The organism is Pseudomonas sp. UBA6562 (assembly GCF_002434265.1).
Classification (GTDB): Bacteria; Pseudomonadota; Gammaproteobacteria; order Pseudomonadales; family Pseudomonadaceae; genus Aquipseudomonas.
On record NZ_DJJS01000009.1, the window covers coordinates 67,608 to 85,570 of the forward strand.

Genomic DNA, 17,963 nt, shown 5'->3' on the forward strand with positions numbered 1-17,963 from the left:
GGAGCCAACATGCGTATCGCCGTCCTACAAACCACCCCGCTGCCTCTGGACGTCTCCGGCAACCTGCAACGCCTGGGCGAGCAGATGCAGCGCGCCGCAGCCTGCGGCGCGCAATTGCTGGTGGGTCCGGAAATGTTTCTGAGCGGCTACGCCATTGGCCGTACGGCGGTGGAGCGTTTGGCCGAGGCCGCCGACGGCCCCTCGGCCCAGGCCATAGCCCGGCTCTGCCAGGCCCATGCCCTCGCCGTGGTCTACGGCTACGCCGAGCGCGGCGCCGATGGCCGCGTGTACAACAGCGTGCAGCTGATCGATGCCACAGGCCAGCGCCTGGTCAATTACCGCAAGACCCATCTGTTCGGCGAGCTGGACCGCGCCCAGTTCAGCGCCGGTGACGCGCCCTGCCCGATCGTCGAGCTGCACGGCTGGAAACTCGGCCTGCTGATCTGCTACGACATCGAGTTCCCGGAGAATGCCCGGCACCTGGCGCTGACCGGGGCCGAGCTGATCCTGGTGCCCACGGCCAACATGGCGCCCTACGACTTCATCTGCCAGGTCACCGTGCGGGCCAGGGCCCAGGAAAACCAGTGCTATCTGGTCTATGCCAACTACTGCGGTCAGGAAGACGACATCGCCTATTGCGGGCAGAGCAGCGTCGTCGGCCCCGACGGTAGCTTGCTGGCCATGGGCGGGCGGGCGCCCTGCCAATTGCTGGCCGACATCGACCGCGAACAACTACTGCAAGGCCGGGCGGCCTATCCCTACCTCGATGACCTGCGCCGAAATCTGTATGCAAAGGGTTAACCGGCGGCTGCGTGCACCGATCCTGTGCCGGCTGCACCATAGGGAAGCCTGATAGGTGACTGAAAGCGCGCGAAACCCGGTCAACACCCTGTTTACACGGCGTATCGCAACTTGGCACGACACCTGCAATAACCTTGGTACCTCCAGTTTCGGGGACCTTGGTACAGGCAGGCCGAGATATCCCCTCTTTTATTCGTGCAGTTTCACCTGCACTCGCCAGCGTCCCGCGCCCTCTGCGCCAGTCCAGTCACCGCGCAGAGGGCGCGCGGCCACCACCGTCAGCAACAAGCCCTTGTCACTGTGCTGCACACGCCAACCGACCGGCTTTCCAGCCAAACGCAGCTGGCCACGCGCGGGCTTGCCTTGCGCATCGAACAGCAGCGCCACCGTGCCCTGAACGTTTTCCCCATGCAGCTTGGGTTCGTGGTCGAACCACAGGTCCAGGCCACCCTCGACCACTTCGATGCGCTCCAGCGTGCTGGGGGTTGGCGTGGTGAGACGGCCGATCATCAGCCCCACCAGGGTCCCGAACAGCACCAGTGCCAGCAGCATGCGCCGCCGCGCCTTCGGACGCGGGTCCGGTTCGAGGGTAGAATGCGCGTCATTTTCCTGTGCCTGCCTGGAGCCGTGCATGTTTCACGTCATCCTCTTTCAACCTGAGATCCCGCCGAACACGGGCAACATCATCCGCCTGTGCGCCAACAGCGGCTGCCACCTGCACCTGATCGAGCCGCTGGGTTTCGAGCTGGACGACAAGCGCCTGCGCCGAGCCGGGCTGGACTACCACGAATACGCGACCTTGCAGCGCCATGCCAGCCTTCAGGCGTGCCTGGAAAGTCTTGGACAACCACGGCTGTTCGCGTTCACCACCAAGGCGTCGCGGCCGTTCCACGAGGTGGCGTACCAGCCGGGCGATGCCTTCGTATTCGGCCCGGAAAGCCGTGGGCTGCCGGCCGAGGTACTGGACAGCCTGCCGCCCGAACAGCGCTTGCGCCTGCCCATGCGTCCGGGCTGTCGCAGCTTGAACCTGTCCAATACGGTGGCGGTGACGGTCTACGAGGCGTGGCGGCAACAGGGTTTTGCCTGAGGAAGGGAGGTAGGAGCAGCCGGAACGGCGCTCCTACTCGGGCGGACCCGCTGTCGCTTATTGCAGCGAAGGCGCTTCGCCAGCTTCCTGCATGCGCTGCATTTCTTGCGCGTACAGCGCGTCGAAGTTCACCGGCGAGAGCATCAGGGCCGGGAACGAGCCACGGGTGACCAGGCTGTCCAGGGTTTCGCGGGCGTACGGGAACAGGATGTTCGGGCAGAACGCACCCAAGGTGTGGCTCATGGAAGCGGCGTCGAGGTTCTTGATCAGGAAGATACCGGCCTGCTGCACTTCGGCGATGAACGCCACTTCTTCGCCGTTCTTGACGGTGACCGACAGGGTCAGCACGACTTCATGGAAGTCGCCGTCCAGGGCTTTCTGCTTGGTGTTCAAGTCCAGGCCGACGCTCGGCTCCCACTGCTGACGGAAGATCGCCGGGCTTTTCGGGGCCTCGAACGACAGGTCACGCACGTAGATGCGCTGCATGGAGAACTGCGGGGAGGTGTCTTCGGCGGCAGCGCCGGTGTTCTGTTGTTCGGTCATGACGGGTCCTTTTTTCCAGTGAAATTGAACGAGACGTGAAGTCAGGATTGCAGCAAGGCGTCGAGCTTGCCGGCGCGTTCCAGGGCATGCAGCTCATCGCAACCGCCCACGTGCGTGGCGCCGATCCAGATCTGCGGGACCGAAGTGCGGCCGGCCTTCTGGCTCATTTCGGCGCGCAGCTGCGGTTTGCCGTCGACGCGGATCTCCTCGAAGGCCACACCCTTGCTTTGCAGCAGGTGCTTGGCCCGCATGCAGTAGGGGCAGTAGTCGCTGGAGTAGACGATGACGCTCTTCATGGTCATTTCACCAATGGCAGGTTGTCGGCTTTCCAGCTGGACACACCGCCGCTCAGGCGGGCGGCGTCGAAGCCGGACTTGAGCAGCTCGCGGCACAGGGTACCGGCCTGCTGGCCCATGGCATCGACCAGGATCAAGGTCTTGCCCTTGTGCTTCTCCAGTTCCGCAGTGCGGCCCAGCAGTTTGTCGTGGGGGATGTTCACGGCGCCGACGATGTGGCCACCGGCGTATTCCTTGTTGGTGCGCACGTCGATCACCACGGCCTTGTCGGCGTTGACCAGCGCGGTCAGCTGGCCGGTGCTCAGGCTCTTGCCGCCGCGGCGCAGTTCGTTGAGCAACAGCAGCACCAGCAGAACAACGAAGACGGTGACCAAAAGAAGGTTTTCTGAGGCAAATTGAAGCAGTTTCTCAACCATCAGGGCTGTTCCAAGCGAGTGAAAATGCCGGCCAGTATACACACCGCCCCGCACCCGCCACAGCCCGGCCGGCAGGCGGCGGCACGCTTCGCCGACCAGCCTGTCGGCGGCCTGCCTGACCAGCCGGAGGATTATTCGCAGTCAGTGGGAGATTTGCCCTAAAATGCGGGTCTTTATCACCTTCAAGCAACCGTGAGTAGGATTGATGACGAGCACGCCCAAACCCCTGGTCCTGATCATCCTCGATGGTTTCGGTCATAGCGAAAGCCCTGAATACAACGCCATTGCCGCCGCCAAGACGCCGGTCTACGACCGCCTGCGCGCCACCCAGCCGCACGGCCTGATCTCAGGTTCGGGCATGGACGTCGGCCTGCCCGACGGGCAGATGGGCAACTCCGAAGTCGGTCACATGAACCTCGGCGCCGGCCGCGTGGTGTACCAGGACTTCACCCGCGTGACCAAGGCCATTCGCGACGGCGAGTTCTTCAGCAACCCGGTGCTCACCGGCGCGGTGGACAAGGCCGTTGGCGCCGGCAAGGCCGTGCACATTCTCGGCTTGCTGTCAGACGGCGGCGTGCACAGCCACCAGGACCACCTGGTCGCCATGGCCGAGCTGGCCGCCCAGCGCGGCGCCGAGAAAATCTACCTGCACGCCTTCCTCGACGGCCGCGACACCCCACCGCGCAGCGCCCAGGCCTCCCTGGAACTGCTCGACGCCACCTTCGCCAAACTCGGCAAGGGCCGCATCGCCAGCCTCATCGGCCGCTACTTCGCCATGGACCGCGACAACCGCTGGGACCGCGTCAGCGCCGCCTACAACCTGATCGTCGACAGCACCGCCGACTACAGCGCCGACAGCGCCGTGGCCGGTTTGCAGGCAGCCTATGCCCGCGACGAGAGCGACGAATTCGTCAAGGCCACGCGCATCGGCGCGCCGGTCACGGTCGAAGACGGCGACGCGGTGGTGTTCATGAACTTCCGCGCCGACCGCGCCCGCGAGCTGTCGCGGGTGTTCGTCGAGCCGGACTTCAACGAATTCCCCCGTGCCCGCATGCCCAAGGTGGCGGCCTTCATCGGCCTGACCCAATACTCGGCGAAGATCCCGGCACCCGCCGCCTTCGGTCCCGCCAGCCTGAACAACGTGCTGGGCGAGTACCTGGCCAAGCACGGCAAGACCCAGCTGCGCATCGCCGAGACCGAAAAGTACGCGCACGTCACCTTCTTCTTCTCCGGCGGGCGCGAAGAGCCGTTCGAAGGCGAAGAGCGCATCCTCATCCCGTCGCCCAAAGTCGCCACCTATGACTTGCAGCCGGAGATGAACGCGCCCGAAGTGACCGACCGCATCGTCGAAGCCATCGAGCAACAGCGCTTCGACGTGATCGTGGTCAACTACGCCAACGGCGACATGGTCGGCCACACCGGCGTGTTCGATGCGGCGGTCAAAGCGGTCGAAGCGCTGGACACCTGCGTCGGCCGCCTGGTCGAGGCGCTGGAGAAGGTGGGCGGCGAAGCGTTGCTGACCGCCGACCACGGCAACGTCGAGCAGATGGAAGACGAATCCACCGGCCAGGCGCACACGGCGCACACCACCGAGCCTGTGCCGTTCATCTACATCGGCAAACGGCCGTTCAAGGTGCGCGAGGGCGGTGTGCTGGCCGACGTGGCCCCGACCATGCTGACCTTGCTGGGCATGGACATCCCCACGGAAATGACCGGCACTTCGATCCTGATCGACGCCTGACCCTGGCGCAGCCCTAAGCCGGGCTTTCTAGACCAACGCCCCGCCGTAGATTCGGCGGGGCGTTTTTTTTGCTGGCATGGGCGGGCATACTAGGTCGTTCTCCAACCTGGTACGCCTCTCCCATGCTCCGTGCACTCCTTCCCCTCGCCTTGTCGTGCCTGCTCAGTCCGGCCTTTGCCGACGAGCGCGCGCAGACCCAGCAACAACTGGAAGCCACCCGCAAGGACATCGCCGAGCTGCAGAACGCGCTCGGCAAGGTCCAGGCGGAAAAGGCCGGTGTGCAGAAAGACCTGCAAACCACCGAAACCCAAATCGGTACGCTGGAGAAGCAGGTGGAGGCCCTGCAACAGCAACTAAAAAAGACCGAAGGCGAGCTGGAGCGCCTCGATAAAGAGAAAAAAAAACTCCAGAGCGCCCGCGTTGAACAGCAACGGCTGATCGCCATCCAGGCCCGTGCCGCCTACCAGAGCGGTCGCGAGGAATACCTCAAGCTGCTGCTCAACCAGCAGAACCCCGAGAAGTTCGCCCGCACCCTCACCTACTACGACTACCTGAGCAAGGCGCGCCTGGAGCAGTTGCGCGCCTTCAACCAGACCTTGAGCCAGCTGGCCGGCGTCGAGCAGGACATCTCGCGCCAGCAGGCGCAGTTGCTGGCCGAACGCGGCAACCTCGACAGCCGCAAGCACGACCTCGAAGCGGTGCGCAGCGAGCGCCAGCAAGTGCTGGCCAAGCTCAACGGCGACCTCAAGCAGCGCAACCAGGCCTTGCAGGCGCGCCAGCAGGATCAGGCCGACCTCAACCAGGTGCTCAAGACCATCGAGGAAACCCTCGCCCGTCAGGCCCGCGAGGCCGAAGAAGCGCGGCAGCGGGCGCTGCTGGCCGAGCAGGAGGCGCAGAAGCGCCGCCAGCAGGAAGCCCTGGCCCGGGCCGAGGCCGAGAAGGCCCGCGGTGCTGCCCGCAGCGAACCGGCGCCGGTCGAAGAAGCTCCCGCCCGACCACGGCAACCCCTGGGGCCGGTGGTGTCGAGCGACGGCGCCAGTTATGGCGGGGCTTTTTCTGCGGCCCGCGGAAAACTTCCTTGGCCGGTCAATGGTCGACTACTGGCACGCTTCGGCGACGCGCGCGGCAACGATGCGCGCGCCAAGTGGGACGGAGTGCTGATCGGTGCCTCGCCCGGTACCCAGGTGCGGGCGGTGCATGGTGGCCGCGTGGTGTTCGCCGACTGGTTGCGCGGTGCCGGGCTACTGGTCATTCTCGACCACGGCAACGGTTACCTGAGCCTGTACGGCCATAACCAGAGCCTGTTGAAGCATGCCGGAGACATCGTCAAGGCCGGTGAGGCCGTTTCCACGGTTGGCGACAGCGGCGGCCAGGAAAGCGCCGGTCTGTATTTCGCCATCCGCCAGCAAGGTCGCCCTGCCGATCCGTCGCAGTGGTGTCGCGGTTAAGCTCGTTTGCGTCTATACGACGTGGCGCTTGCACAGGCTGCCCCAGAGGCTCCCAGCGGAGCGTCACAAGGACCAGGATCAGGAGTTCGTTCGACATGCTGCACTCGCCCCGCCTCACCCAGTTGGCCCTGACCATCGCCTTGGTCGTCGGCGCCCCTTTGGCCTCGGCCGCGCAGCCTGCCCCAGGCACTGCGGTGCCGGCCACGGAGGTGACCGCCAACGCGCCGCTGCCGCTGGACGAACTGCGCACGTTCGCCGAGGTGATGGACCGCATCAAGGCCGCCTACGTCGAACCTGTGGATGACAAGACCCTGCTGGAAAACGCCATCAAAGGCATGCTCAGCAACCTCGATCCGCACTCGGCCTACCTGGGCCCGGAAGACTTCCAGGAGTTGCAGGAAAGCACCAGCGGCGAGTTCGGCGGCTTGGGCATCGAAGTGGGCATGGACGACGGCTTCCTCAAGGTGGTGTCGCCCATCGACGAAACCCCGGCCTCGCGGGCGGGCATCCAGGCGGGCGATCTGATCGTCAAGATCAACGGTGCGCCGACCCGCGGCCAGAGCATGTCCGAAGCCGTGGACAAGATGCGCGGCAAGATCGGCCAGAAGATCACGCTGTCGCTGATCCGCGACGGCAGCAATCCCTTCGACGTGACCCTTGCGCGCGCCGTGATCCAGGTCAAAAGCGTCAAGAGCCAACTGCTGGAAAGCGGCTATGGCTACATCCGCATCACCCAGTTCCAGGTCAAGACCGGCGAAGAGGTCGCCAAGGCCCTGGCCAAGCTGCGCAAGGACAACGGCAAGAAACTCCAGGGCCTGGTGCTGGACCTGCGCAACAACCCAGGCGGGGTGTTGCAATCGGCCGTGGAAGTGGCCGACCACTTCCTGACCAAGGGCCTGATCGTCTACACCAAGGGCCGTATCGCCAACTCCGAGCTGCGCTTCTCGGCCGACCCGGCCGATGCCAGCGAAGGCGTACCGCTGGTGGTGCTGATCAACGGCGGCAGCGCCTCGGCCTCGGAGATCGTCGCCGGCGCCCTGCAAGACCAGAAACGCGGTGTGCTGATGGGCACCGACAGCTTCGGCAAGGGCTCGGTGCAGACCGTGCTGCCGCTGAACAACGACCGCGCGCTGAAGCTCACCACCGCGCTGTACTACACCCCCAACGGCCGTTCGATCCAGGCCCAGGGCATCGTGCCGGACATCGAGGTGCGCTCGGGCAAGCTGACCGCCGACGACGACAGCGAGAGCCTCAAGGAAGCCGACCTCAAGGGCCATCTGGGCAACGGCAACGGCGGCGCCGACCGGCCGACCGTGGCCACGCCGCGCACGGCCAGCAAGGAGCGCCCGCAGGACGGCGACTTCCAACTGAGCCAGGCCTTGAGCTTGCTCAAGGGGCTGAACGTCACCAAGCGCAACTGACGGCCCCATGCGTTTTCTGCCCACCGCCCTGTTCTGCCTGCTGGCCGGCGTCGCTTCCACGGCGTCGGCCCAGCCGCCCAAAGCCTACCTGAGCCTGATCATCGACGACCTCGGCCAGAACACCGAGCGCGACAGTCGCACCCTGGCCCTGCCCGGCCCGGTGACCCTGGCGATCATGCCCGACACGCCCCATGCCAGCGACTTCGCCCGCCAGGCGCACAAAGCCGGCAAGACCGTGATCCTGCACATGCCGATGGACCCGGCCACCGGCCCCTACGCCTGGCATCCGGAACTGCCCATCGCCACCCTGGCCGAGCGTCTGAACGCCGCGCTGCTGAAAGTGCCGTTCGCCGCCGGGGTGAACAACCACATGGGCAGCCGCATGACCGCCCAACCCGCGCCCATGGCCTGGCTGATGGGCGAGCTGCAACAGCGCGGCCTGTTCTTCGTCGATAGCCGTACCAGCGCGGCGACGGTGGCGGCGGCCAAGGCCCAGGAAATCGGCTTGGCCAACGTGTCGCGCGATGTGTTCCTGGACGATGTGCGCACCCCGGAGGCCATCGCCGGGCAACTGCAAATAGCCGTCGAACTGGCGCGCAAGCAAGGCTCGGTGGTGGTCATCGGCCACCCCTACCCGCAAACCCTCGAAGTGCTCGAGCGTGCGTTGCCCTTGCTCAAGCGCCAGGGTGTGGAGTGGATCGATATCCACCAGATGATCGGACAGCGCAGCAACCTGGCCATGCCGGCCCATGGTCGGCATGGCGTCTATCCAGGTCGATGACTTGGCGGTACCGCTTTACTCGAATGGGATCAAACCTGCGACATCGTCAGGTTTCACGTCCCCTCTGTAGATCGCCAGCAGGTCACGGCCCGTGGCAGCCGCACGCAACTGCGCTTCACGCCCCAGCTTGCGCTGAGACCACAGTTTCAGATGCCCTTTGCTGAAGGCCGCACCAGGCGTCGTCGCATCCGGATAATGGAAGTGCGCCTCCCACAAGCCGATGCCCTTCGCTTGGCCGGCAATGGGTGCGCGTCGAATCTCGTAGACCTCCAGGTAGTCATGCTCCGATAGCCGCTTTCGCGGCCCGGCACGCTCGACACGCACAGCGTTATGCTCGACCAGAAACTTGAGGCTGGCCGCCGTGGGATGACTGGTGGCCAGGTAAAGGCCGACCAGCAGATCCTGACAGGTGGCCTGCAGGCGTTCGATGCCATCGGCCAGCGCTGTATGTAGCGCCTGGTCCTGATCGGTGCGAGGCAATTTGGCTTGAACGTCCACGAGCTTTTCGACATGCAGGTCGATGATCGAAGACAACCCCTGAGGCTCGTCCGACCTCACGTACTGACGGGCCAGCCGGACTACCGACTCGACTTCGTCGAGCAATTTCTGTCCGCTTCGGCGCAAGGCTTCGGGCTTCTGTACAGGCTCCGCAGGCTGCTCACTGCCTTTCACGTCCTCCAGCCACTGCGAACCTTGTCGCTTGAACGTCTTGATCACCTGGTCGTTGCGGCTGTCGCGCTGCTGGAGCACCGGCACGCCGTCGATCTCGACTTCGGTGCCGACCACGCTGCGCCCGCGCTGGGTCTTGACCACTCGGCGCTTGCCGCCTCGGCTGGCATAGACGACGGGCGCGCGCGCAGGCGGCGCGGACAGCTCTTGCTCGCGCACCGTCTGCTCCAACGTCTGCTCGGCCAGTGACTTGAGCCTGCCCAACACCTTGCCGTACTGTTGCAGCTTGTCGAGTCGGACGCTCACCGGCGCCGTGCTGATCAGGTAGTCCACGGACGCCGCCGTTTCTTCATAGGCCTCCAGTACACCGGTCAACACGCTGATCCGTTCGTCCGTGCTCAACTCGCTGCCGGCCAGATCACCGTGGGCCACCCCCGCGCTTTGCAGCGCCTCGCCGGCCAGATAAGAGCGTATCGTTTTGAGGGTATCTTCGTCGCCGCCCGCCAAGCGATCTATGCTCAGCTCGCCCAAGTCCAGCAGCATACGGGCCTCGAGATCGACGGCATTGATCCTGCGCTTCTCGACGATCTCCTTCAGGTAGGCAACTTTGTCCATCACGGCCCCGGTGCCAGGCTCATGGAAGGTGATGGTCGGGTCGTCGAGCGTGGACTCCAGGAGCCGATCGAAGTGCAGGGCTATTTCGATGAGATCGGCCTCCCATTTCACGACGTTTTCCAGCGCCTCGCGCAGACGCTTGTACTGTTCGATCTCTTGCTCGCTCTCCGGCAGGACAGCGACCATTTCGCTCAGCTCCTGCGCGCTTTCCTCGTTGATCAGTGCCGCCATCTCGTTATAGAACGTTCTGCAGTATTCGATCAGATCTTGCCGAAGCGCCTGGCGCTGGATCTTGAGCGCTTCGTCCATGTTGGCATTGGCATGTCGAAGGTCGAGTATCTGGGTTATCAACCGATCGTGCGCCAGCCCTGTATCGATCAGTCCCTTCAAGTCGTAGACGAGCGTCTGCTTGATACGCTTGCACAGAGCCTTGAGCATGCTCAGCTCGCTCAGCTGCAGTTCATCGGGACGCTCGAGCGCCTCAAGCTCGATGATTTGGGCTTCCTTGTCCGCCATGAACTTACGGCGCCTGTCGAACGTCAGGGACTGCTCGTTGTGCTGCCTGGTGAGGCGCTCTTCCTGCTCCTTGAGCGCACTCAGGCGCGCCCGATTCTCCTCGCGTCTGAGTTCGATCCGGCTTTTGGGCATGCCGCCACGCAGGCGCAGTGCAGTGTCGAGGTGCCAGGCACCGAAACGCCTTTCCAGCCAGGGGCCCTTCTCACCCTGCGCACCGACCATACGTACGCCTTCCTCCGACACCTCCACCAGGTAGCTATGGCCCTGCATCGACACGTAGTACCGCTCTTCGATCAGGTACAGACCTCCCTGCCCAATTGCGCCCTGTAGATCGACGGTGGCCCGCAGGCGCGCCAGTTGAGCACGCTGCGCGGCCGTCAGCACGTTATAGCCCTGAGCGCCGCGCCAGGAGAATACAAGACACGTTTGCGGCCTTGTCGCCAGCGCCTGCAAGGGTTCGACCGGCACCGACGTTGGCACCGCCTCACTATACGGCCATGCAAACGTCGGCCTGGCCAGAGGTTCGCTACGGGCCGACGACGCGAAGGCAGGCAGCTCGGCGTGCGCACCGGAAGGCAACTTGGCGTGGGCGATGCCCATGCTCAGGTTGATGAGCACATCAACGACTGCGGCCGAGCGCTCGAAAGCGGTACCTTGCGTCAGAACAGGCAGGTCCCTGTCCAACGCTGCAATGCCCTGCACCAGCCAGGCAATCGTCGCAACCGGCCCCCGCAGCGTCAGGCTGACCACATCGAATAGCAACCAGGCCCCTTGCACCAAGGAGGACCAGCGCCTTTGTGCGGTCGAAACCGACGCTCTGCTCGCCAGCGCCAATATCAGGTCGCGATTGGCCGTATACAGCCGGCCGTCCACATCGCTCGTCCAGGGTGAGGCGTGCAGCTCAACCGGTTTGACGGGCAAGAGGAACCCGGCATCATCTAAGACTGGGGACAACCGATGCGGCTCGAGAAAGCCTCCATGGTCGTAGATGCGTCGTGTCCGATCTGGAAGCCAATCCAAGACGCTCGTTTGCAAAGGACCAGGCACGCTGATTGCCAGCCTCAACGCTTCCAGACTGGCGAATGCCATCAACGGCGCCTTCGCATAAAGAGGCCGATACAACAGCACGCTGGCAGGCTCGGACGAGAGCAGCACGTACATGCCATGCACCTCATCGACCTCATCGTTTTCCGGATCGGGTTTGAAGGCCAGGGGCATGAGCGTTATCGCCGGGTCGTCGGAATCGACCTGGCCACGGCAGTAATCGATGACACATTGCAAGGCCGATGCCTCAAGGGTGCCTGCCAACCTCGCCTCGATCGCACTGAACAGCAAGGCACTGCGCCACTCGCGTGCAAAGCAGGCAATGCGCTCGGTCCTCCCGTGGGGTGCCTCCATGACGTGCGCCACATGGGCCGGGTATCGCCCGCCGATGTCGACCCGCTCGACCAGATCCTGCACATACTCCAGCGTCAACCACGGCATGATCAGCTGGTCGTCGCGATGGCGAATGGCGCTGAGCGAGGCCTGCTGAAACGCGCCCAGGCGCCCGATGGCGTACTCGGTCAACGTCATTTCAGTCGTCTCGATGACACCATCGCCCGGCCCTATGCCTCCCCCTCCCGGGACCCCATGGACGAGTCGCAGGGTCAACAAAAGATCGTCCGAGAAATAATTGGCATCGTCCGGATGGTCGTCCAGCAATGCCTGGCGCAGTCGTTGACGGGCATAGTCCTGCAGGCTTTCGACCGAATCGCGTGAGGAGAGCCCCGCAGACTCGGCCTGCGCCAGCGCCAGCGCGAACAAGGCCTCCTGGCACGCGAAGCCGTCCGCTCCTTTGACGGCGCGCAAACCAGGCGGCACGACCAGTGTGGAAACGGGTGCGACGGCGTACCCCTCGATGAACAAGGCCGCAGGGTCGCTCAGTTGCGCGAACAGTGCGTCAATGGTCACAGCATCGGCGGTTCGCCAATCCTGCGTACAGTGAATGGCCTGCACGAGGCCTTCGAGCACGAACGCGCTCTGGTGCGCGAAGGGATCGCCTTCGAGCTCATAGCGATGCAAGGTCAGTGCATCAAAACGGTACCGTTCGGCCAATTCGTCACGCACCCCTTGCGCGAAGGCATCGTAGCCATCGAACGCACGCACCCGGCTGGACGGAGCACACCACAACAGAATCAGGCGTTCGTCGTACTCGGCTTCGAGCAACAGCTTGGGAGAAAGTACGCGCTGCCTTTCGCCCTCGCACATAAGCTCGACCTCGACCGCAAAAACGCTGGGTCGCCTTGCGCCGCCCTTGAGCATGCTGTGAACGCAGGCCGTCTGCTGAGCGTCGAGCACTTGCAGCGGCAGGTTCTGCAGCAGCGCCGACTTGACCATCAGCTGCAACCAGCGATCGCGGCTCTCGCCCAGGCTGCTGGGTGCCGCCCAATAATCGAGTTGCGCCTGGACGAAAGTTTCGATGAGCGCTTGCAGCACGGCGTCGATCGCCGGCAATTGCGGGCCGATGGCGACGGCTTCTTCCAGCATATTGCCGTGAGGGTCCTTGAACGGATAATCGGCCGTCGCCGCAACCAGGAACTCACCACCCTCGATACCCAGGGCCTGCAAGGAAGTGCCTTGCCGCATCGCCTCGAACAACGACTCGACGAGAGGCCGCTGTACCCAGTGCTGGTGCTGGGGAATCACCAGGATGAGTGACTCAGCGTCAGGCATCGCGGCGGCCGCCACGGTTTCATGGGCTTGGCTGAGCACGCTCAGTGTCTGGCGGGCCAGCAGTCGGCGCAAGGTGGGGCGGGCGGCGAACTCGGCAGCCACGGCGCTTCGGTAATCGAATGCAGCGTTCGTTGGGAGGGGCATGTGTACGGCTCCGTCGAAAGAAGCGACACAGGCTACGAAACGCATTGGGTCAGTCAGCGGTACATAAGACACGCGCCATCAGACGCGCGAATCGACGGGCCCACGCGCCATGGCCCGCTCGAACGAGCGGGCCATGGCGACTGTCAGCTGTACACGCGCGCCAATACCTGGCGGTGGCTTTCGAACTGGTCGAGCACATCGCGCACGATCTGCTCGGGCGTGAAGCCCATCAGGTCGTATTCCTGGCTGCCGTCGTGCAGGTACACCTCGGCGCGGTAGAAACGCTGGCGCACGTCGGTCTCACCCTCCACCGGCGCTTCGTTGGGCGCAGCCAAGTAGCCGTCCAGGCTCACTTCGTAGACGAAGGGATTGCCCTCCTCCATCAGCACACGCAGGCCCATCATGTCGCGCGACTGGCCCAGACGGCTTTCCACCTCGAAGCCCTGCCCGCGCAGCAGCTCGGCCGCCTCGCGCAGCGCCGGGCTGACCTTCCTGTCCATGAAGCGTTGCACCACGGCCTGGGTCGGCTCCAGATCCAGCTGGGTGAGCCGTTCGCTGAAGCCGCGCCGGCCACGGGCGGCCAGTTCGGCACGCTCTAGCTCAGTGGCCATGTCCTGTTTCATGGCCTTGTGCAGACCGAACATGAACAGCACCAGCACCACCGAGAACGGCAGCCCGGCCAGCACCACCATGGTCTGCATGGCTTCGAAGTTGCCCGCCAGCAGCAGGCCGATGGTCACCAGGGTGATCACCGCCGACCAGAACACCACCATCCAGTGCGGCGCGTCCTCGTCGACCTTGCCGCCCTTGCACGACAGGTTGGCCATCATCACCGCGCCGGAGTCGGCCGGGGTGAGGAACAGCACGAAGCCGACGAAGATGGCCACACCGATGACGATCTTCGACGCCGGGAAGTATTCCAGCAGCTGGTAGATCGCCATCGACGGTTGCTCGACCGCGGTCTTGCCCAGCTCCACCGCGCCATGGTTCATCACCAGGTCCAGCGCGGTGTTGCCGAAGATCGACAGCCACGCCAGGGTGAAGCCCAGCGGGATCAGCAGCACGCCGCAGACCAGCTGGCGCACGGTGCGGCCCTTGGAGATGCGGGCGATGAACATGCCCACGAACGGTCCCCAGGAAATCCACCAGGCCCAATAGAACACGGTCCACAGGCCCAGCCAGCGCTCGGATTTGTCGCCGGCGCCTTCATAGACGTAGAGGTCGAAGGTCTTGAGCACGAAACCGTTGAGGTAGTCGCCCACGTTCTGCACGAAGCCGTTGAGCAGGTGCAGGGTCTCGCCGCCCAGCAGGACGAAGATCAGCAGGCCGCTGAACAGGCAGATGTTCAGGTTGGACAGGCGGCGGATGCCGTTTTCCACACCCGAGACGGCCGCCACCGTGGCGACCGAGGCCATGGTCAGGATGACCACCAGCAGGTTGGTCTTGCTGTGGTCCATGCCGAACAGGTATTCCAGGCCCGAGGCCACCTGCATCGAACCGATGCCCAGGTTGGTCACCAGGCCGAGCAGGGTGACGAACATGCCGAAGATGTCCACGGCGTTGCCGCCGGCGCCCTTGACCCAGCGCTCGCCGACCAACGGGTACAGCGCCGAGCGCAGTGCCAGCGGCTGGTTGTGGCGATAGGCGAAGTAACCTACGGCCAGGCCCACCAGAGCGTAGATCGCCCAGCCGTGCAGGCCCCAGTGCAGGAAGGTCAGTTGCAGGCCCTCGCGCGCGGCGGCCAGGCTGGCCGAGGTGCCTTCGGGCGGGTTGAAGTAGTGGTCCAGCGGCTCGGAGGCACCGAAGTACAGCAGCGAGATGCCGATGCCGGAGGAAAACAGCATGCCGGCCCAGGCGCCGTAGCTGAAATCGGGCGTGTCGTCCTTGCCACCGAGCTTGAGCTTGCCGAAATCGGAAAACGCCAGGTAGATGACGAACACCAGGTAACTGCAGATGACCAGCATGTAGTACCAGCCGAAGGTGCGGGTCAGCCATGACTGGGCGACGCCCAACACGTGGCCGGCGGCATCGGGCGCGGCGATCAGCAGGGCAGTCAGGACAAGAATCAACAGCGCCGAGGTGCAGAACACCACGCGGTTGACCCGGACCCTCTCGGCGGGGGCTTGGGTAAGGGAAGCAGAACTCATTGCACGAAGGCTCCAGGGGGTGCGGCAGTGGAGGCTAATCAGTCTTTTCCCGAGCAATTGGTGCAATAGCCCTACTGCTTCAGGTGTTATAAAAGCACCTTGGAAATCGCGTTCCCGGCTTGAATCGTTGCAAAAACACAGGTTCGGCCTCTACTGCGAAGGCTTGCCGCACGGCTGTCGCAGCCCTGGGCGGAATCTGTCCCTGCAATCGCTCTCACCCGTCAACGCCTTGTATTTCGGGGGTCACACGATTTTCTGAGGTATTCAATCTGCGCCGCCAAGAGCCGCTGAAACGCTGTCAATGGCACAAATTGTCGCAGAGCTTATTCTTTATTGATTGAACGTTCAATCAAAACAAAATAGACTGGCCTTCGCCGAGTCGGACGCTGTTCGTCCGCTCGCCAGGCCTGAGGAGAACGCACGATGCCCAAGGTCGGTATGCAACCCATTCGCCGTCAGCAGTTGATCGACGCCACGCTGCAAGCGGTCGATCAAGTAGGCCTGGGAGATGCCAGCATTGCGCTGATTGCCCGCCTGGCCGGCGTGTCGAACGGCATCATCAGTCACTACTTTCGGGACAAGAACGGCCTGATCGCAGCGACCATGCGACACATCATGAACATGCTCAACGACGGCGTGATCGCCCGGCGCCAGGCACTGACCGACACCAGTCCCCGTGCCCAGCTACAGGTGATCATCGAAGGCAACTTCGACGCCAGCCAGGTCACCGGCCCGGCAATGAAAACCTGGTTGGCCTTCTGGGCCTCCAGCATGCACCAGCCGTCTTTGCACAGGTTGCAGCGGATCAACGACCACCGCCTGTATTCCAACCTGTGCTACCAGTTCCGCCGCGCGCTGCCGGCCGACCAGGCGCGCAGCGCCGCCCGCGGCCTGGCAGCGTTGATCGACGGTTTGTGGTTGCGCGGTGCGCTGTCGGGCGACGCCTTCGACACCGACCAGGCGGTACGCATCGCCTACGAATACATGGATCTACAACTGGCTAAGCAGCGACCCACGGGCAACGACGCCCGAGTTTCTGAACAAGCGCGCACGACCACTGCCCAACCGGCACAGGTGCGACGCGCATAGCCACATTCACACTGCACTTGCGAGGACACTATGGCCCGTTTCGGAACGCAAAAACTCTACATCGACGGCGGTTACGTGGACGCCAGCTCCGGTGAAACCTTCGAAGCCGTCAACCCGGCGAACGGCGAAGTGATCGCCCACGTGCAGCGCGCCAACGCAGCCGACGTCGAGAAAGCCGTGGAAAGCGCCGCGCGCGGCCAGAAGGTCTGGGCAGCGATGACCGCCATGCAGCGTTCGCGCATCCTGCGCCGCGCCGTGGACATCCTGCGCGAGCGCAACGACGAGCTGGCCATGCTGGAAACCCTCGACACCGGCAAGTCGTACTCCGAAACCCGCTACGTCGACATCGTCACCGGCGCCGACGTGCTCGAGTACTACGCAGGCCTGGTGCCGGCCATCGAAGGCGAGCAGATCCCGCTGCGCGACAGCTCCTTCGTCTATACCCGCCGCGAGCCGCTGGGCGTCACCGCCGGCATCGGCGCGTGGAACTACCCGATCCAGATCGCCCTGTGGAAGTCCGCACCTGCACTGGCAGCCGGCAACGCGATGATCTTCAAGCCGAGCGAAGTCACCTCGCTGACCACCCTCAAACTGGCCGAAATCTACACCGAAGCCGGCGTGCCGGCTGGCGTGTTCAACGTGCTGACCGGCAGCGGCCGCGACGTCGGCGGCCTGCTCACCGAGCACCCCGGCATCGAGAAGATCTCCTTCACCGGCGGCACCACCACCGGCAAGAAAGTCATGGCCAGCGCCTCGAGCTCCTCGCTCAAGGAAGTCACCATGGAGCTGGGCGGCAAGTCGCCGCTGATCGTTTGCGAAGACGCGGACCTGGACCGCGCCGCCGACATCGCCATGATGGCCAACTTCTACAGCTCCGGTCAGGTGTGCACCAACGGCACCCGCGTGTTCGTGCCGGCCTCGCTCAAGCAGGCCTTCGAAGCCAAGATCCTCGAGCGCGTGGCGCGCATCCGCGTCGGCAACCCCGAAGACGAGAACACCAACTTCGGCCCGCTGGTCAGCTTCGCCCACATGGAAAGCGTGCTGGGCTACATCGCCAAGGGCAAAGAGCAAGGCGCACGCCTGCTGTGCGGCGGCGAGCGGCTGCAGGACGGCGACCTGGCCAAGGGCGCCTTTGTGGCACCGACCGTGTTCACCGACTGCCGAGACGACATGACCATCGTCCAGGAAGAAATCTTCGGCCCGGTCATGAGCATCCTCAGCTACGAAACCGAAGAAGAAGCGATCCGCCGCGCCAACGACACCGACTACGGCCTGGCCGCAGGCGTGTGCACCAACGACCTGACCCGCGCGCACCGCATCATCCACCAGCTCGAAGCCGGCATCTGCTGGATCAACGCCTGGGGCGAGTCGGCGGCGGAAATGCCGGTCGGCGGCTACAAGCAGTCGGGCGTGGGCCGCGAGAACGGCATCAGCTCCCTGGCGCAATACACCCGCATCAAGTCGGTGCAGGTCGAGCTGGGCGACTACGCGTCGGTGTTCTGACCGCTCGCCACCTGCACGTGTGTGCCGGCGG

At 64.3% G+C, this 17,963-nt stretch carries 14 protein-coding genes; 8 read left to right on the plus strand and 6 right to left on the minus strand.

Annotated elements, in window-relative coordinates:
* The first annotated feature begins 9 nt into the window (after positions 1 to 9).
* Positions 10 to 801, plus strand: coding sequence for a carbon-nitrogen hydrolase family protein (locus tag B4M43_RS19360; RefSeq protein ID WP_296269093.1), 792 nt, complete (start codon positions 10 to 12; stop codon positions 799 to 801).
* A gap of 189 nt (positions 802 to 990) precedes the next feature.
* Here the strand turns inward: B4M43_RS19360 and B4M43_RS19365 are convergent, their stop codons facing one another.
* Positions 991 to 1,434 (minus strand): hypothetical protein, encoded by a 444-nt coding sequence (locus B4M43_RS19365; protein ID WP_296269094.1) that lies wholly within the window; start codon positions 1,432 to 1,434, stop codon positions 991 to 993.
* Between B4M43_RS19365 and trmL the strand changes: the two genes are divergently transcribed.
* Positions 1,433 to 1,888 carry a tRNA (uridine(34)/cytosine(34)/5-carboxymethylaminomethyluridine(34)-2'-O)-methyltransferase TrmL gene (trmL, locus tag B4M43_RS19370; protein WP_296269095.1) on the plus strand — a complete coding sequence of 152 codons (456 nt, stop codon included), beginning with the start codon at positions 1,433 to 1,435 and terminating at the stop codon, positions 1,886 to 1,888. The genes B4M43_RS19365 and trmL overlap by 2 nt on opposite strands.
* A gap of 57 nt (positions 1,889 to 1,945) precedes the next feature.
* Here the strand turns inward: trmL and secB are convergent, their stop codons facing one another.
* The 3 genes from secB to B4M43_RS19385 are packed head-to-tail and all read right to left on the minus strand — an operon-like array spanning position 1,946 to position 3,143.
* Positions 1,946 to 2,431, minus strand: coding sequence for a protein-export chaperone SecB (secB, locus tag B4M43_RS19375; RefSeq protein WP_296269096.1), 486 nt, complete (start codon positions 2,429 to 2,431; stop codon positions 1,946 to 1,948).
* A gap of 41 nt (positions 2,432 to 2,472) precedes the next feature.
* A complete protein-coding gene (gene grxC / locus B4M43_RS19380; protein ID WP_296269097.1) occupies positions 2,473 to 2,727 on the minus strand; it encodes a glutaredoxin 3 in 255 nt (84 codons plus the stop codon).
* A gap of 2 nt (positions 2,728 to 2,729) precedes the next feature.
* Positions 2,730 to 3,143: a rhodanese-like domain-containing protein gene (locus B4M43_RS19385; RefSeq protein WP_296269098.1), complete on the minus strand. Its 414-nt coding sequence runs from the start codon at positions 3,141 to 3,143 to the stop codon at positions 2,730 to 2,732.
* Between the two features lie 205 nt (positions 3,144 to 3,348).
* On the opposite strand from B4M43_RS19385, the gene gpmI reads away from it, so the two are divergent.
* From gpmI to B4M43_RS19405, 4 genes are all read left to right on the plus strand, one after another.
* Positions 3,349 to 4,884 carry a 2,3-bisphosphoglycerate-independent phosphoglycerate mutase gene (gpmI, locus tag B4M43_RS19390; protein WP_296269099.1) on the plus strand — a complete coding sequence of 512 codons (1,536 nt, stop codon included), beginning with the start codon at positions 3,349 to 3,351 and terminating at the stop codon, positions 4,882 to 4,884.
* A gap of 122 nt (positions 4,885 to 5,006) precedes the next feature.
* On the plus strand, positions 5,007 to 6,332 hold the full coding sequence (locus B4M43_RS19395) for a murein hydrolase activator EnvC family protein (protein WP_296269100.1): 1,326 nt from the start codon (positions 5,007 to 5,009) through the stop codon (positions 6,330 to 6,332).
* A gap of 95 nt (positions 6,333 to 6,427) precedes the next feature.
* Entirely contained in the window at positions 6,428 to 7,753 is a 1,326-nt protein-coding gene (locus tag B4M43_RS19400) for a S41 family peptidase (RefSeq protein ID WP_296269101.1), read from the plus strand.
* A gap of 7 nt (positions 7,754 to 7,760) precedes the next feature.
* On the plus strand, positions 7,761 to 8,534 hold the full coding sequence (locus tag B4M43_RS19405) for a divergent polysaccharide deacetylase family protein (protein ID WP_296269102.1): 774 nt from the start codon (positions 7,761 to 7,763) through the stop codon (positions 8,532 to 8,534).
* 15 nt (positions 8,535 to 8,549) lie between these two features.
* Here the strand turns inward: B4M43_RS19405 and B4M43_RS19410 are convergent, their stop codons facing one another.
* Positions 8,550 to 13,193 carry a dermonecrotic toxin domain-containing protein gene (locus B4M43_RS19410; RefSeq protein WP_296269103.1) on the minus strand — a complete coding sequence of 1,548 codons (4,644 nt, stop codon included), beginning with the start codon at positions 13,191 to 13,193 and terminating at the stop codon, positions 8,550 to 8,552.
* A gap of 143 nt (positions 13,194 to 13,336) precedes the next feature.
* On the minus strand, positions 13,337 to 15,340 hold the full coding sequence (locus B4M43_RS19415; protein ID WP_296269104.1) for a BCCT family transporter: 2,004 nt from the start codon (positions 15,338 to 15,340) through the stop codon (positions 13,337 to 13,339).
* 423 nt (positions 15,341 to 15,763) lie between these two features.
* On the opposite strand from B4M43_RS19415, the gene betI reads away from it, so the two are divergent.
* A complete protein-coding gene (betI, locus tag B4M43_RS19420) occupies positions 15,764 to 16,429 on the plus strand; it encodes a transcriptional regulator BetI (RefSeq protein ID WP_296269105.1) in 666 nt (221 codons plus the stop codon).
* Positions 16,430 to 16,459: 30 nt separating this feature from the next.
* Positions 16,460 to 17,932 (plus strand): betaine-aldehyde dehydrogenase, encoded by a 1,473-nt coding sequence (betB, locus tag B4M43_RS19425; protein WP_296269106.1) that lies wholly within the window; start codon positions 16,460 to 16,462, stop codon positions 17,930 to 17,932.
* The last annotated feature ends 31 nt before the right edge of the window (positions 17,933 to 17,963 follow it).

Coding starts and splice junctions, on each gene's coding strand:
- B4M43_RS19360 (WP_296269093.1), top strand. CDS start 10: ATGCGTATCGCCGTCCTACAAACCACCCCGCTGCCTCTGGACGTCTCC.
- betB (WP_296269106.1), top strand. CDS start 16,460: ATGGCCCGTTTCGGAACGCAAAAACTCTACATCGACGGCGGTTACGTG.
- grxC (WP_296269097.1), bottom strand. CDS start 2,727: ATGAAGAGCGTCATCGTCTACTCCAGCGACTACTGCCCCTACTGCATG.
- gpmI (WP_296269099.1), top strand. CDS start 3,349: ATGACGAGCACGCCCAAACCCCTGGTCCTGATCATCCTCGATGGTTTC.
- betI (WP_296269105.1), top strand. CDS start 15,764: ATGCCCAAGGTCGGTATGCAACCCATTCGCCGTCAGCAGTTGATCGAC.
- B4M43_RS19410 (WP_296269103.1), bottom strand. CDS start 13,193: ATGCCCCTCCCAACGAACGCTGCATTCGATTACCGAAGCGCCGTGGCT.
- secB (WP_296269096.1), bottom strand. CDS start 2,431: ATGACCGAACAACAGAACACCGGCGCTGCCGCCGAAGACACCTCCCCG.
- B4M43_RS19365 (WP_296269094.1), bottom strand. CDS start 1,434: ATGCACGGCTCCAGGCAGGCACAGGAAAATGACGCGCATTCTACCCTC.
- B4M43_RS19415 (WP_296269104.1), bottom strand. CDS start 15,340: ATGAGTTCTGCTTCCCTTACCCAAGCCCCCGCCGAGAGGGTCCGGGTC.
- trmL (WP_296269095.1), top strand. CDS start 1,433: ATGTTTCACGTCATCCTCTTTCAACCTGAGATCCCGCCGAACACGGGC.
- B4M43_RS19405 (WP_296269102.1), top strand. CDS start 7,761: ATGCGTTTTCTGCCCACCGCCCTGTTCTGCCTGCTGGCCGGCGTCGCT.
- B4M43_RS19385 (WP_296269098.1), bottom strand. CDS start 3,143: ATGGTTGAGAAACTGCTTCAATTTGCCTCAGAAAACCTTCTTTTGGTC.
- B4M43_RS19395 (WP_296269100.1), top strand. CDS start 5,007: ATGCTCCGTGCACTCCTTCCCCTCGCCTTGTCGTGCCTGCTCAGTCCG.
- B4M43_RS19400 (WP_296269101.1), top strand. CDS start 6,428: ATGCTGCACTCGCCCCGCCTCACCCAGTTGGCCCTGACCATCGCCTTG.